This is a genomic window from Pseudomonas citronellolis (assembly GCF_029335315.1).
Classification (GTDB): Bacteria; Pseudomonadota; Gammaproteobacteria; order Pseudomonadales; family Pseudomonadaceae; genus Pseudomonas; species Pseudomonas citronellolis_A.
Genome location: NZ_JARJLT010000359.1, coordinates 43,446 through 57,971, shown reverse-complemented (window position 1 = coordinate 57,971; position 14,526 = coordinate 43,446). Strand labels below are relative to the sequence as shown.

The following is a 14,526-nucleotide window of genomic DNA, read 5'->3' as shown; positions in this document are numbered from 1 at the left end:
GCAACAAAAAACCCCGCCGAGGCGGGGTTTTTCTTTGCTGCGCTTGCGGCTATCAGCCGGCGACGGCTACCGCCAGGCCGGAGTGCTGGAGGATGTCCAGCAGCGGCTGCGGGTAGACGCCGAGGAAGAACGCCAGCAGGGCGATGGCCACCAGCATGATGCCGCCGGCGCGCTGGGCCCAGTCCAGGGGCGCGTCGTGGCGTTTCATGTTCGGTTCCACCAGGAACAGGGTGACCATGACGCGCAGGTAGTAGTACAGGCCGATGGCGCTGCCCAGCACCAGGGCGCCGACCAGCCACCACAGGTGCGACTCGACACCGCTGGCGACGATGTAGAACTTGCCGATGAAGCCGGCGGTCAGCGGAATGCCGGCCAGGGACAGCATCATCACGGTCAGCACGGCGGTCAGCACCGGACGGCGCCAGAACAGGCCGCGGTACTCGAACAGGGCGTCGGCGTCGCGGCCGCTGTACGGGGTGGACATCAGGGTGACCACGCCGAAGGCGCCCAGCGAAGTGACCACGTAGGTGGTCAGGTACACGCCGACCGCTTCCACGGCCAGGCCGTTGCTCGCCACCACGGCGATCAGCAGGTAGCCGAAGTGGGCGATGGACGAGTAGCCGAGCAGGCGCTTGAGGTTGCTCTGGGTCAGCGCCAGCAGGTTACCGATCAGGATCGAGGCGACCGCGATCACCGCCAGGGCGATGTGCAGCACGCCGCTGTGCAGGGCCGCCGGAGCGATCTGGAACAGGCGCAGCAGCACGGCGAACACGGCGACCTTGGCGGCGGTGGCGAGGAACGCGGCCACCGGGGCCGGGGCGCCTTCGTAGACGTCCGGGGTCCACAGGTGGAAGGGCGCCAGAGACAGCTTGAAGCCCAGGCCGACGATCATCATGCCGACGCCGATGGTCAGCAGCGGGCCGTGCACGGTGCCTTCGGCCAGGGCGCTGCCCAGGCCGGCGAAGCTCAGGCTGCCGGCTTCGGCGTAGAGCATGGCCATGCCGAACAGCAGGAAGGCCGAGCCCGCGGCGGAGAGCACGGTGTACTTGATGCCGGCTTCCAGGCTGCGCTTGTTGAAGAAGGCGTAGGCGACCATGCCGTAGACCGGCACCGAGAGCAGTTCCAGGCCGATGAACAGGCCGGCCAGGTTCTGCGCCGCCACCAGCACCAGGCCGCCGGCGGTGGCCAGCAGCAGGAGCAGGTAGAGCTCCTCGCGGTTGCCCGGGTAGCTCTCCATGTAGGCATGGGCGAGGGTCGAGCAGGCGAGGGCGGCGATCAGGATCAGCGCCGAGTAGAACAGTGCGAAGTTGTCGATCTGCAGCAGCGGGGTGACGGCGAGCGGAGTCACCTTGGCGGCCCAGAGGACCGACAGCAGGGCCAGGTTCAGACCGATCACGGTGAGGGTGCCGGTCAGTTGGTGGTTACGCTTCCAGGCGATCGCCAGCATCACCACCACCAGGGTGGCGCTGGTGACGAGCAGCGGCAGGAGCGCGATGAAGTGTTGGATCGTGAAGGTCATTTCGCGACTACCGTGCGGCAAGGGTGGAAAGGGCGGCGTCGAACCACTGCTGGACACCATGCATGGTGGCGGCGGAGGTATCGAGGACCGGCTGCGGGTAGACACCGAGCAGCACCAGCAGGACCGCGAGGCCCAGCACCATGCTCAGCTCGCGGGCGTTCAGGCCGGCGATCGGCGTGTCGGCCTTGGCCGGGCCGAAGTAGGCGCGGTGGATCATGATCAGCGAGTAGACCGAACCGAACACCAGGCCGAAGGTGGCGATGACGATGATCCACGGCACCGACTTGAACGCGCCGAGCAGGATCAGGAACTCGCCGACGAAGTTGCCGGTACCCGGCAGGCCCAGCGAGGCGGTGGCGAAGAACAGCGCCACGGCCGGCAGGTACGGGATGCGCGACCACAGGCCGCCCATCTTGCGCATGTCACGGGTGTGCAGGCGCTCGTACAGCTGGCCGCAGAGGATGAACAGCGCCGCGGCGGAGAGGCCGTGGGCGATCATCTGCACCACCACGCCCTGCAGCGCCTGGGGGCTGCCGGAGTAGATGCCGATCATCACGAAGCCCATGTGCGACACGCTGGAGTAAGCCACCAGGCGCTTGATGTCGGTCTGCGCGAAGGACAGCAGGGCGCCGTAGAAGATGCCGATCAGGCCGAGGGTCATGGCGATCGGGGCGAACTCCGCCGAAGCGTTGGGGAACAGCGGCAGGGCGAAGCGGATCAGGCCGTAGGCCGCGGTCTTCAGCAGGATGCCGGCGAGGTCCACGGAACCGGCGGTCGGCGCCTGGGCGTGGGCGTCGGGCAGCCAGGAGTGCACCGGGACGACCGGCATCTTCACCGCGAAGGCGACGAAGAAGCCGAGCATCAGCAGCCACTCGACGTGCTCGCTCATCGGGGTCTTCAGCAGCTCGGCGTAGTTGAAGGTCAGCACGCCGGTGCTGTTGTAATGGACGAACACCAGGCCGAGGATCGCCACCAGCATCACCAGGCCGCTGGCCTGGGTGAAGATGAAGAACTTGGTGGCGGCGTAGATGCGGGTCTTCTTGCCGTCGTCCGAGCTATGACCCCAGAGCGCGATGAGGAAGTACATCGGCACCAGCATCATTTCCCAGAAGAAGAAGAACAGGAACAGGTCGACGGCCAGGAACACGCCGATCACCCCACCGAGGATCCACAGCAGGTTCAGGTGGAAGAAGCCGATGCGACGCTGGATCTCGTTCCACGAGCAGAGCACGGACAGTACGCCGAGCAGGCCGGTGAGGGTGACCATCAGCAGCGACAGGCCATCCATCGCCAGGTGCACGCTGATGCCGAAGCGCTCGATCCATTGCAGCTTGAACTCGCTGGTCCACTGCGGATCGCCGCCGGGGGCGGGGGCCAGCTGGTAGTTGCCGGTGTGCCACAGCCACAGGCTCAGGGCCAGGGTCAGGGTCATGGAACCCAGCGCGACCCAGCGGGGCAGGGTCTTGCTGGTGTACTCGGCGATCCAGCAGAGGAAGCCACCGATGAAGGGGATCAGGATTAGCCAGGGCAGAATCATGACGGGCTCGATCTCGTTCGTGAATGCGTTAGGCCAGCAGCAGCGCGAGCAGCAGCACCGCGCCGCCGACCAGGGAAGCGGCGTACCAGCGCAGGCGGCCGTTCTCGGTCAGGCTCAGAAGGTTGTGCCCACCGCGGGCGGTCAGCGGCACCAGGACCAGGGTCTGGTCGATGGGGTCGCGGCCGAGCAGGCGGCAGAGCAGCAGGTAGGGTTTCACGAACAGCTTGTCGTACAGCCAGTCGAAGCCCCAGGCGTGGTACCACCAGGTGCCGAAGAAGCGGCCCGGCGCGCTCTTGGCCAGGGCGCTGACGAAGCGACGCTTGCCGAGGAACAGCAGGCCGGCCAGCAGGATACCGGCCAGGGCGATGGCGCCCGAGGCGATTTCCAGGCTGTGCTGGGCTTCACCACCGGCATGCCCGACGCTTTCCGGCAGCACGCCGTGCAGCGGCGGGGTGATCATCGCGCCGACGAAGGTGGAGAGCACGATCAGCACCGACAGCGGCAGCCAGTGGCTGATGCCATGGCCGGCGTGGGCCTCGGTCTTCTGCTCGCCGTGGAAGGCGATGAAGATCAGGCGGAAGGTGTAGATCGAGGTCATGAAGGCACCCACCAGGCCGGCGATCAGCAGGTTCTGGTGACCGCTGGCGAAGGCTTCCCAGAGGATCTCGTCCTTGGAGTAGAAGCCGGCGGTGATCAGCGGCAGGGCGGCCAGGGCGGCGCCGCCGACCAGGAAGCTCGCGTAGGCCAGCGGCAGCTTCTTCCACAGGCCACCCATCTTGAAGATGTCCTGCTCGTGGTGGCAGGCGACGATCACCGCACCGGAAGCGAGGAACAGCAGGGCCTTGAAGAAGGCGTGGGTCATCAGGTGGAAGATCGCCGCGTCCCAGGCGCCGACGCCCAAGGCCAGGAACATGTAGCCGATCTGGCTCATGGTCGAGTAGGCGAGGATGCGCTTGATGTCGGTCTGCACCAGGGCGGCGAAGCCGGCCAGGACCAGGGTCACGGCGCCGATCACGCCGACCAGTTCCAGCACGTTCGGGGCCAGGGTGAAGATGCCGTGGCAGCGGGCGATCAGGTAGACGCCCGCGGTGACCATGGTCGCCGCGTGGATCAGTGCGGAGACCGGGGTCGGGCCGGCCATCGCGTCCGCCAGCCAGGTCTGCAGCGGCAGCTGGGCGGATTTACCGACCGCGCCACCGAGCAGCGCCAGGGCCGCCAGGCTCACCCACAGGTCGCCCTGGGCGAAGTGCTGCGGCGCCAGCACCAGCAGTTCCTGGATGTTCAGGGTGCCGAGCTGCTGGAACAGGATGAACAGGCCGAAGGCCATGAACACGTCGCCGACGCGGGTGACGATGAAGGCCTTCAGCGCCGCGTTGCCGTTCGGTACATGGCTGTAGTAGAAGCCGATCAGCAGGTAGGAGCACAGGCCCACGCCTTCCCAGCCGAAGTACAGGAACAGCAGGTTGTCGCCCAGCACCAGGAACAGCATGCTGGCGATGAACAGGTTGGTGTAGGCGAAGAAGCGCGAGTAACCGGCTTCACCGCGCATGTACCAGCTGGCGAACAGGTGGATCAGGAAGCCGACACCGGTGACCACGCCGAGCATGGTGACCGACAGCCCGTCCAGGTACAGGGCGAAGTTCGGCGCGAAGCCGTCGACGTTCATCCACTGCCACAGGACCAGGGTGTAGGCACCGCCTTCCGGCGGCGCGCTATGGAAGCTCCAGATCGCCCAGAAGGCGGAGAGGGCGGACAGGCCGACCGAACCGACGCCTACCAGCGCGGAGAGATTTTCCGACCACTTGCCGCGCGAGAAAGACAGCAGCAGGAAGCCGACCAGGGGGAACAGGAAGGTGAGGGGCAGCAGGTTCATCCGCGCATCTCGCTTGCAGCGTCGACATCGAGGGTATGGAAGCGGCGATACAGTTGCAGCAGGATCGCCAGACCGATGCTCGCCTCGGCCGCGGCCAGGCTGAGCACCAGGATGAACATCACCTGGCCGTCGGGTTGGCCCCAGCGGCTACCGGCGACCACGAAGGCCAGCGCGGCGGCGTTCATCATCACTTCCAGGCTCATCAGAACGAACAGGATGTTGCGCCGGACCATCAGGCCGGCCAGACCGAGGCAGAACAGCACGCCGGAGAGTGCCAGCCCGTGTTCCAGGGGGATTGCATTCATGGTGTTAGTCCTTCGCTTCGTGGCGGCCGAGGTGGTAGGCGGCGACCAGTGCCGCCAGCAGCAGCATCGAGGCCAGTTCGACGACCAGCAGGTAGGGGCCGAACAGGGCGATGCCCACGGCCTTGGCGTCCACGGTGGTGTGGCCGATGCCGGCACCGCTGGGGTTGCGCGACAGGACCAGCAGCAGCTCGACGAGCAGCACGGCGGAGAGCACGCCCGGGCCGATCCAGACCGAGGGCTTGAGCCACTTGCGCTCCTGCTCGGCGATCGCAGGTCCCAGGTTGAGCATCATCACCACGAAGACGAACAGCACCATGATCGCGCCGGCGTAGACGATGATCTCCAGGGCCCCGGCGAACGGGGCGCCGAGGCTGAAGAAGGTCATCGACACGGCGAGCAGCGAAACGATGAGGTAGAGCAGGGCATGCACCGGGTTGCTGTTGGTGATGACCCGCAGGGTTGCCAGCACGGCGACGCCGGCGGCGAAGTAGAAAGCGAATTCCACGCGACGTCTCCTTACGGCAGCAGGCTCTTGACGTTGATCGGTTCGGCCTCGTTCTGCGCGGCGCCTTTCGGCTTGCCGGCGATGGCCATGCCGGCAACGCGGTAGAAGTTGTAGTCCGGGTTCTTGCCGGGGCCGGAGATCAGCAGGTCTTCCTTCTCGTAGACCAGGTCCTGGCGCTTGAACTCGCCCATCTCGAAATCCGGGGTCAGCTGGATCGCGGTGGTCGGGCAGGCTTCCTCGCACAGGCCGCAGAAGATGCAGCGGGAGAAGTTGATGCGGAAGAACTCGGGGTACCAGCGGCCGTCGTCGGTCTCGGCCTTCTGCAGCGCGATGCAGCCGACCGGGCAGGCCACGGCGCACAGGTTGCAGGCTACGCAACGCTCCTCGCCGTCGGGGTCGCGGGTCAGGACGATGCGGCCGCGGTAGCGCGGCGGCAGGTAGACCGGCTCTTCCGGGTACTGCAGGGTGTCACGCTTGCGGAAGGCATGGCCGAAGATCATCACCAGGCTGCGCAGCTGGGTGTAGGTGCCATGCACGATGTGCAGGATTTCTTTGATCACGGTGGTTCTCCTTACTGGGCCGCGGCCAGCACGCAGGCGCCGGTCACCAGCAGGTTGATCAGGGTCAGCGGAAGGCAGACCTTCCAGCTGAAGGCCATCACCTGGTCATAGCGCGGACGCGGCAGCGAGGCGCGGATCAGGATGAACAGCATGATGAAGAAGCTGGTCTTCAGGGCGAACCAGACGAAGGGGATCTGCGGCAGGATGTCGAACGGACCATGCCAGCCACCGAAGAACAGGGTCACCAGCAGCGCCGACACCAGCACGATGCCGATGTACTCGCCGACGAAGAACATGCCCCATTTCATCCCGGCGTACTCGATGTGGTAGCCGTCGGCCAGTTCCTGCTCCGCTTCGGGCTGGTCGAACGGGTGACGGTGGGTCACGGCGACGCCGGCGATGATGAAGGTGCAGAAGCCGAAGAACTGCGGAATGATGAACCACAGGTGCTGGGCCTGGTATTCGACGATGTCGCGCATGCTGAACGAGCCGACCTGGGCCACGATGCCCATCAGCGACAGGGCCAGGAACACCTCGTAGGAGATGGTCTGGGCCGAGGCGCGCAGGCTGCCGAGCAGGGCGAACTTGTTGTTGCTCGACCAGCCGGCGAAGAGCACCGCGTACACGGTCAGGCCGGCCATGGCGAAGAAGAACAGGATGCCGATGTTCAGGTCCGCCACGCCCCAGGTCGGGGTGATCGGGATGATGGCGAAGGCGATCAGCAGCGCGCCCATGGCGATGACCGGGGCGAGGGTGAAGATCATCTTGTCGGCGAACGGCGGGGTCCAGTCTTCCTTGAAGAACATCTTGATCATGTCCGCGCCGAGCTGGAAGGCGCCGAACGGGCCGACCCGGTTGGGACCGTAGCGGTCCTGCCAGAGGCCCAGCAGACGACGCTCGACCCAGCTCAGCAGCGCGCCGCAGACGACCACGGCGAGCAGGATGACGATGGCCTTGATGACCGCGATGATGATGTCGACGATGGCGGGTGTCAGCCAGCTCATGCTCATCAAACTCATTGCGCAGCCTCCTGCAGACCTTCAGCGACACCGCCGAACACACCGGCGGGGATACCGGCCAGGCCGGCCGGCAGGGCTACCAGGCCGGCGCCCAGCTCTTCGCTGATGCGCAGCGGCAGGCGCAGCTCGTGGCCCTTGACGCTCAGGCGCAGTTGCGCGCCTTCGGTCAGGCCCAGGCGCTCGGCCTCGTCGCGGCCCAGGGCGACGTAGGTCGCCGGGATGCGTTCCTGCACAGGCGCTGCGCGGGAGCTGTTCTCCTCGCTGCCGAACAGGTGGTAGAAGGGCACCACCTTGAACTGGCTGGCCGGGGTGTGGAACGGCGCCGGGACGTCGATGAACCACAGGGCTTCGCCCTTGGCCTCGATCAGGCGCACGCCCGGGTCGCCGGCGCGCAGGTGGCCGCCAACTTCGTCCTGGAACTTGTTCCAGGCCTGCGGCGAGTTCCAGCCCGGGGACCAGGCGAAGGGAATCTGCTGACGCGGTTCGGCGCTGCCGGCGTAGCCTTCCATGGAGAAGGCGAAGGCGCTGTCGATGTCCTGCGGGGCGCGCGGCTCGCTGACGTTGATGTTGGCGCGCATCGAGGTGCGGCCGGAGTAGCGGTGCGGTTCGCGCGCCAGCTTCAGGCCCTTGATGCGGAACGCGGCGTTCGGCGCGGCGTCACGGATGCCGGCCAGTTGCGGCTTGGCGGCGATGACGGCGTCGATCACGTGGTCCAGCTGGGTCCAGTCGACGCGCTTGCCCTCGAGGGTGCTGTGCAGGGCGTGCAGCCAGCGCCAGCCTTCGCGGACCAGGTTGTCGGCGTTGTAGTAGGTCGGATCGTAGACCTGGAAGAAGCGCTGGGCGCGGCCTTCCTGGCTGACCAGGGTGCCGTCGCCTTCGGCGAAGCTGGCGGCCGGCAGGACGATGTGTGCCTTGGCGCTGGTCGGCGTCTGCTGGTGGTCGGCGACGATCACCAGCTTGGCGGCGGCCAGGGCGGCGTCGACCAGGGCGGCGTCGGCGCGGCGGTACAGGTCGTTTTCCAGGACCACCACGGCGTCGGCGGCGCCGGAGCTCAGCTGCTGCAGGGCGGCCTCGACGGACTCGCCGCCGAAGAGGGTCAGGCCCAGGCTGTTGGCCTCGGGAACCACCAGGCTCAGCGAGCCGTTCTTCTCACGCTGCTTCAGCGCGCTGGCGATGTTGGCGGCGGCCTCGATCAGGGCGTTGCTGCCCAGGGAGGTGCCGGCCACGACCAGCGGGCGCTTGGCGGCGACCAGGGCGTCGGCGATGCGCTGGGCCAGGGCCTGCGCTTCGGGCTCCAGGCCGGTGACGGCCGGGGCGCTCGCGTCGATCGCGTGGGCCACGGCGAAGCCCAGGCGGGCCAGGTCCTCGGGGGCGGCGTGCACGCTTTCGGTGGCGACGTCGTCCAGGCGGGTCTCGGCCAGGCTGGCGATGAACAGCGGGTTCTTCTCGTGCTGGGCGATGGTCTTCACCGCGGCGTCGAGCCATGGCTGGATCTTCATCGCGGCGGCCATGTCCTCGCCCTTGCCCTTCACCGACTGGCGCAGGGCCAGGGCGATGCGGGCGGCGGTCTGGGTCAGGTCTTCGCCGAGCACGAATACCGCGTCGTGGTCTTCGATGTCACGGATGGTGGGGGAGGGCAGGGGGCCTTCCTGCATCACCTTGAGCACCAGGCGCAGGCGCTGCAGTTCGTCGGCGGCGACGCCGCTGTAGAAGTTGCCGGCACCGACCAGTTCGGACAGCGCGTAGTTGCTTTCCAGGCTGGCGCGCGGCGAACCGATGCCGATCACCTTGCGGCCCTTGAGCAGGGCGGCGGCCTGGTCGAGGGCGCCGTCGAGGGTCAGCTTCTGCTTGCTCAGCACCAGCATCGGCTGGCGCGGACGGTCCTCGCGGTTGACGTAGCCGTAGCCGAAGCGGCCGCGGTCGCAGAGGAAGTAGTGGTTCACCGAGCCGTTGTAACGGTTCTCGATGCGGCGGATCTCGCCGTAGCGCTCACCGGGGCTGATGTTGCAGCCGCTGGAGCAGCCATGGCAGATGCTCGGGGCGAACTGCATGTCCCACTTGCGGTTGTAGCGCTCGGAGTGGGTCTTGTCGGTGAACACGCCGGTCGGGCAGACCTCGGTCAGGTTGCCGGAGAACTCGCTCTCCAGCACGCCGTCCTCGATGCGGCCGAAATACACGTTGTCGTGCGCGCCGTAGACGCCCAGGTCGGTGCCGCCGGCGTAGTCCTTGTAGTAACGCACGCAGCGGTAGCAGGCGATGCAGCGGTTCATCTCGTGGGCGATGAACGGGCCGAGCTCCTGGTTCTGGTGGGTGCGCTTGGTGAAGCGGTAGCGACGGGCGTTGTGCCCGGTCATCACCGTCATGTCCTGCAGGTGGCAGTGACCGCCTTCCTCGCACACCGGGCAGTCGTGCGGGTGGTTGGTCATCAGCCATTCGACGACGCTGGCGCGGAACGCCTTGGATTCTTCGTCTTCGATGGAAATCCAGGTGTTGTCGGTGGCGGGGGTCATGCAGGACATGACAATGCGACCGCGTTTGTCGTTCTCGTCGGTGTACTGCTTCACCGCGCACTGGCGGCAGGCGCCGACGCTACCGAGCGCCGGGTGCCAGCAGAAGTAGGGGATGTCGAGTCCGAGGGACAGACAGGCCTGCAACAGGTTGTCCGCCCCATCGACTTCTAACGTCTTGCCGTCTACGTGGATAGTGGCCATGGTTCAAGTTCTCAACGGCCCGTTGTCAGCGGGCGTGGCTAATAGAAATCACGGTTTCGTCGGGCCGGCGGCGCGCCGCGGCGCAACGACGAAACATCGCCGGGCGCAATGCCCGGCTTCTAAAGCTTTACGCGCCGACGCGATGTGCTTGCGGCGCGGCCTGAGCCTGGCGGGAGACGCCCGCTTCGAACTCGGGACGGAAGTATTTCAAGGCACTGCCCAGCGGTTCGACGGCGCCCGGTGCGTGGGCGCAGAAGGTCTTGCCTGGGCCGAGGAAGTTGACCAGCTGCTCGAGAGTCTCGAGGTCGCCGGGCTGCCCTTCGCCACGCTCCAGCGCGCGGAGGATCTTCACGCTCCACGGCAGGCCGTCGCGGCACGGGGTGCACCAGCCACAGGACTCGCGGGCGAAGAACTCTTCCATGTTGCGCAGCAGCGAAACCATGTTGACGCTGTCGTCCACGGCCATCGCCAGGCCGGTGCCCATGCGGGTGCCGACCTTGGCTACGCCGCCGGCGTAGAACAGCGCGTCCAGGTGTTCCGGGAGCAGGAAGCCGGTGCCGGCGCCGCCGGGCTGCCAGGCCTTGAGCTTGTAGCCGTCGCGCATGCCGCCGGCGTAGTCCTCGAACAGCTCGCGGGCCGGGATGCCGAAGGGCAGCTCCCAGATGCCGGGGTTCTTCACCTTGCCGGAGAAGCCCATGAGCTTGGTGCCCATGTCTTCGCTGCCCGGGCGCGCCAGGGTCTTGTACCAGTCCACGCCGTGCTCGACGATCGCCGGCACGTTGCACAGGGTCTCGACGTTGTTGACGCAGGTCGGCTTGCCCCAGACGCCGACGGCGGCGGGGAACGGCGGCTTGGAGCGCGGGTTGGCGCGGCGGCCTTCCAGCGAGTTGATCAGCGCGGTTTCTTCACCGCAGATGTAGCGACCGGCACCGGTGTGGACGAACAGCTCGAAATCGAAGCCGCTGCCGAGGATGTTCTTGCCGAGCAGGCCGGCGGCCTTGGCTTCCTCGATGGCGCGATTGAGGTTGCGCGCCGCGTCGACGTACTCGCCGCGCAGGAAGATGTAGCCACGGTAGGCCTTGAGCGCGCGCGCGGAGATCAGCATGCCTTCCACCAGCAGGTGCGGCAGCTGCTCCATGAGCATGCGGTCCTTCCAGGTGTTGGGCTCCATCTCGTCCGCGTTGCACAGCAGGTAGCGGATGTTCAGCGACTCGTCCTTGGGCATCAGGCCCCACTTCACCCCGGTGGGGAAGCCGGCGCCGCCGCGGCCCTTGAGGCCGGAGTCCTTGACGGTCTGCACGATGTCGTCGGTGGCCATCTGCGCCAGCGCCTTGCGCGCGGCGGCGTAGCCGTTCTTCGCCTGGTACTCCTCCAGCCAGACCGGGGCGCCGTCGTCGCGCAGGCGCCAGGTCAGCGGGTGGGTTTCCGCGGCGCGCGCGGTGCGGTTCGGCGTGCCGTAGGAGGTGAGGACGGTCATGCGTAGGCCTCCAGCAGTTTGGCGACGGCCGCGGGCTCGAGGTTGCCGTGGGTGTCGTCGTCGATCATCAGCGCCGGGGCCTTGTCGCAGTTGCCCAGGCAGCACACCGGCAGCAGGGTGAAGCGGCCGTCGGCGGTGGTCTGGCCGAGGCCGATGCCGAGTTGCTTCTGGATCTCGCCGACCACCGACTCGTGGCCGCCGATGTAGCAGACCATGCTGTCGCAGACGCGGATGATGTGGCGGCCTACCGGCTGGCGGAAGATCTGGCTATAGAAGGTGGCCACGCCCTCGACGTCGCTGTCGGGGATGCCGAGGAGGTCGGCGATCGCCGGGATGGCGCCGTCCGGCACCCAGCCGCGTTCCTTCTGGACGATCTTCAGGGCTTCGATGGACGCCGCGCGGGAGTCCTCGTAGTGATGCATCTCGTGCTCGATGGCCGAGCGCTCGGTTTCGCTCAGGGCGAAACGGTCAGTCTGGATGATGGTGCTCATGATCAGCGGTCCACGTCGGCCATAACGAAGTCGATGCTGCCCAGATAGGCGATCAGGTCGGCGATCATGCTGCCGTTGATGACCGAGGGGATCTGCTGCAGGTGCGGGAAGCTGGGCGTCCGGATGCGGGTCCGGTAGCTCATGGTGCTGCCATCGCTCGTCAGGTAATAGCTGTTGATACCCTTGGTCGCTTCGACCATCTGGAAGGCTTCGTTGGCCGGCATGACCGGGCCCCAGGAAACCTGCAGGAAGTGGGTGATCAGGGTCTCGATGTGCTGCAGCGTGCGCTCTTTGGGCGGCGGCGTGGTCAGCGGGTGGTCCGCCTTGTACGGGCCTTCGGGCATGTTGTTCAGGCACTGCTCGATGATGCGCAGGCTCTGGCGCATCTCGCCCATCTTGACCATGCAGCGGTCGTAGGCGTCGCCGTTGGCCGCCAGCGGCACTTCGAACTCGAAGTTCTCGTAGCCGGAGTAGGGGCGGGCCTTGCGCAGGTCGAAGTCGCAGCCGGTGGCGCGCAGGCCGGCACCGGTGGTGCCCCACTCGAGGGCTTCCTTGGTGTTGTACTGGGCCACGCCGATGGTCCGGCCACGCAGGATGCTGTTCTGCAGGGCGGCCTTCTCGTACTCGTTGAGGCGCTTGGGCATCCAGTCGAGGAACTCGCGGACCAGCTTGTCCCAGCCGCGCGGCAGGTCGTGGGCGACGCCGCCGATGCGGTACCAGGCCGGGTGCAGGCGGAAGCCGGTGATGGCCTCGACCACCTTGTAGGCGCGCTGACGGTCGGTGAAGGTGAAGAACACCGGGGTCATGGCACCGACGTCCTGGATGTAGGTACCCAGGTACAGCAGGTGGTTCAGGATGCGGAAGAACTCCGACATCATGATGCGGATCACGTCGACGCGCTGCGGCACCTTGATGCCGGCGAGCTTCTCCACCGAGAGCACGTACGGCAGGTTGTTCATCACCCCGCCGAGGTAGTCGATACGGTCGGTGTAGGGGATGAAGCTGTGCCAGGACTGGCGCTCGGCCATCTTCTCGGCGCCACGGTGGTGGTAGCCGATCTCCGGTACGCAGTCGAGGATCTCTTCGCCGTCCAGTTGCAGGATGATGCGGAAGGCACCGTGGGCGGACGGGTGGTTCGGGCCGAGGTTGAGGAACATGAAGTCCTCGTTCTCGCCGTGGCGCTTCATGCCCCAGTCTTCAGGCTTGAAGCGCAGGGCTTCCTGCTCCAGCTCCTGCTTGGCGACGGAGAGGGAGTAGGGATCGAACTCGGTGGCGCGCGCCGGGTAGTCCTTGCGCAGCGGGTGACCCTGCCAGGTCGACGGCATCAGCATGCGGGCCAGGTGCGGGTGGCCGTTGAAGTTGATGCCGTACATGTCCCAGACCTCACGCTCGTACCAGTTGGCGTTCGGCCAGATACGGGTGGCGGTGGGCAGGTTGAGGTCGCCTTCGGAGAGGGCCACCTTGATCATCACGTCGCTGTTACGCTCGAGCGACATCAGGTGGTAGAACACGCTGAAGTCGGCGCCCGGCAGGCCGCGGCGGTGGGTGCGCAGGCGCTCGTCGACCCCGTGGAGGTCGTAGAGCATCACGTAGGGCTTGGGTACGTTGCGCAGGAAGGTGAGGACGTCGATCAGCCGCTCGCGGGCGACCCACAGGACCGGCATGCCGGTGCGGGTGGCCTGGACGGTGAAGGTCTCGGCGCCAAAGCGGGAATTCAGTTCGACGACTATGTCTTGGTCGTCCGCCTTGTAAGGCGGGATGTACAGAGCGGAGTCTGCGGTCATGGTCTCGGTCGCTTTCGGTCAACGGTGGAGTGAAGCAGGGCCTCTCGTGGAGGGCCGACTCACACTTCGTCGGGGCTGCGCAGGTTGGTGACCGCAATGCGCTGTTCGCGCTTGAGGTCCTTCTGGGCAGGCATTTCGGCACGGTAGATGCCTTGATCGCCAACCACCCAGGACAACGGGCGACGCTCCTGGCCGATGGATTCCTGCAGCAGCATCAGGCCTTGCAGGAACGCCTCGGGGCGGGGCGGGCAGCCGGGGATGTAAACGTCCACGGGGAGGAACTTGTCGACCCCCTGAACCACCGAGTAGATGTCGTACATGCCGCCGGAGTTGGCGCACGAACCCATCGAGATCACCCACTTGGGTTCCAGCATCTGCTCGTACAGGCGCTGGATGACCGGGGCCATCTTGATGAAGCAGGTGCCGGCGATGACCATGAAGTCCGCCTGACGTGGCGAGGCACGAATCACTTCGGCACCGAATCGGGCGATGTCGTGCGGCGCGGTGAACGCCGTGGTCATCTCCACGTAGCAGCAGGACAGGCCGAAGTTATAGGGCCACAGCGAGTTCTTGCGACCCCAGTTGACGGCGCCATTGAGAACATCCTCGAGCTTGCCCATGAAGATGTTCTTGTGGACCTGCCCCTCGATGAGAGGGTCGTCTACCGTTTCGCGCTGGCCGATCGGGTATTGATCATTGGCCGCATCGGGGTCGATCCGGGTAAGTTTGTATTGCATCGCCAAAG

At 66.5% G+C, this 14,526-nt stretch carries 12 protein-coding genes; all 12 read right to left on the bottom strand.

All coding sequences use genetic code 11. From position 1 onward, the window contains the following. Positions 1–52: 52 nt before the first annotated feature. Positions 53–1,519: an NADH-quinone oxidoreductase subunit NuoN gene (gene nuoN / locus P3W75_RS27340; RefSeq protein ID WP_276230443.1), complete on the bottom strand. Its 1,467-nt coding sequence runs from the start codon at positions 1,517–1,519 to the stop codon at positions 53–55. Between the two features lie 7 nt (positions 1,520–1,526). Further along, positions 1,527–3,056, bottom strand: a complete 1,530-nt coding sequence (gene nuoM, locus P3W75_RS27335) for an NADH-quinone oxidoreductase subunit M (RefSeq protein ID WP_276230442.1) — start codon at positions 3,054–3,056, stop codon at positions 1,527–1,529. A 28-nt stretch (positions 3,057–3,084) separates the two neighbouring features. After that, positions 3,085–4,929, bottom strand: coding sequence for an NADH-quinone oxidoreductase subunit L (gene nuoL, locus P3W75_RS27330; RefSeq protein WP_276230441.1), 1,845 nt, complete (start codon positions 4,927–4,929; stop codon positions 3,085–3,087). Beyond that, positions 4,926–5,234 carry an NADH-quinone oxidoreductase subunit NuoK gene (gene nuoK / locus P3W75_RS27325; RefSeq protein ID WP_043253249.1) on the bottom strand — a complete coding sequence of 103 codons (309 nt, stop codon included), beginning with the start codon at positions 5,232–5,234 and terminating at the stop codon, positions 4,926–4,928. The genes nuoL and nuoK overlap by 4 nt, the downstream gene beginning before the upstream one ends. Positions 5,235–5,238: 4 nt before the next feature. Beyond that, positions 5,239–5,739, bottom strand: coding sequence for an NADH-quinone oxidoreductase subunit J (gene nuoJ / locus P3W75_RS27320; RefSeq protein WP_276230440.1), 501 nt, complete (start codon positions 5,737–5,739; stop codon positions 5,239–5,241). An 11-nt stretch (positions 5,740–5,750) separates the two neighbouring features. Next, a complete protein-coding gene (gene nuoI / locus P3W75_RS27315; protein WP_276230439.1) occupies positions 5,751–6,299 on the bottom strand; it encodes an NADH-quinone oxidoreductase subunit NuoI in 549 nt (182 codons plus the stop codon). Positions 6,300–6,310: 11 nt separating this feature from the next. Beyond that, positions 6,311–7,303 (bottom strand): NADH-quinone oxidoreductase subunit NuoH, encoded by a 993-nt coding sequence (gene nuoH, locus P3W75_RS27310; RefSeq protein WP_276230445.1) that lies wholly within the window; start codon positions 7,301–7,303, stop codon positions 6,311–6,313. Between the two features lie 11 nt (positions 7,304–7,314). Beyond that, on the bottom strand, positions 7,315–10,029 hold the full coding sequence (gene nuoG, locus P3W75_RS27305) for an NADH-quinone oxidoreductase subunit NuoG (protein WP_276230438.1): 2,715 nt from the start codon (positions 10,027–10,029) through the stop codon (positions 7,315–7,317). Between the two features lie 127 nt (positions 10,030–10,156). After that, on the bottom strand, positions 10,157–11,506 hold the full coding sequence (nuoF, locus tag P3W75_RS27300) for an NADH-quinone oxidoreductase subunit NuoF (RefSeq protein WP_276230437.1): 1,350 nt from the start codon (positions 11,504–11,506) through the stop codon (positions 10,157–10,159). Then, positions 11,503–11,997: an NADH-quinone oxidoreductase subunit NuoE gene (gene nuoE / locus P3W75_RS27295; RefSeq protein WP_430765417.1), complete on the bottom strand. Its 495-nt coding sequence runs from the start codon at positions 11,995–11,997 to the stop codon at positions 11,503–11,505. Before nuoE ends, nuoF begins: the two co-directional genes overlap by 4 nt. Positions 11,998–11,999: 2 nt before the next feature. Next, on the bottom strand, positions 12,000–13,781 hold the full coding sequence (gene nuoC, locus P3W75_RS27290) for an NADH-quinone oxidoreductase subunit C/D (protein ID WP_276230436.1): 1,782 nt from the start codon (positions 13,779–13,781) through the stop codon (positions 12,000–12,002). Between the two features lie 59 nt (positions 13,782–13,840). After that, a complete protein-coding gene (locus P3W75_RS27285; RefSeq protein ID WP_276230435.1) occupies positions 13,841–14,518 on the bottom strand; it encodes a NuoB/complex I 20 kDa subunit family protein in 678 nt (225 codons plus the stop codon). Positions 14,519–14,526 lie beyond the last annotated feature (8 nt).

Coding starts and splice junctions, on each gene's coding strand:
- nuoG (WP_276230438.1), bottom strand. CDS start 10,029: ATGGCCACTATCCACGTAGACGGCAAGACGTTAGAAGTCGATGGGGCG.
- nuoF (WP_276230437.1), bottom strand. CDS start 11,506: ATGACCGTCCTCACCTCCTACGGCACGCCGAACCGCACCGCGCGCGCC.
- nuoM (WP_276230442.1), bottom strand. CDS start 3,056: ATGATTCTGCCCTGGCTAATCCTGATCCCCTTCATCGGTGGCTTCCTC.
- nuoK (WP_043253249.1), bottom strand. CDS start 5,234: ATGAATGCAATCCCCCTGGAACACGGGCTGGCACTCTCCGGCGTGCTG.
- nuoL (WP_276230441.1), bottom strand. CDS start 4,929: ATGAACCTGCTGCCCCTCACCTTCCTGTTCCCCCTGGTCGGCTTCCTG.
- nuoH (WP_276230445.1), bottom strand. CDS start 7,303: ATGAGCTGGCTGACACCCGCCATCGTCGACATCATCATCGCGGTCATC.
- P3W75_RS27285 (WP_276230435.1), bottom strand. CDS start 14,518: ATGCAATACAAACTTACCCGGATCGACCCCGATGCGGCCAATGATCAA.
- nuoC (WP_276230436.1), bottom strand. CDS start 13,781: ATGACCGCAGACTCCGCTCTGTACATCCCGCCTTACAAGGCGGACGAC.
- nuoN (WP_276230443.1), bottom strand. CDS start 1,519: ATGACCTTCACGATCCAACACTTCATCGCGCTCCTGCCGCTGCTCGTC.
- nuoE (WP_430765417.1), bottom strand. CDS start 11,997: ATGAGCACCATCATCCAGACTGACCGTTTCGCCCTGAGCGAAACCGAG.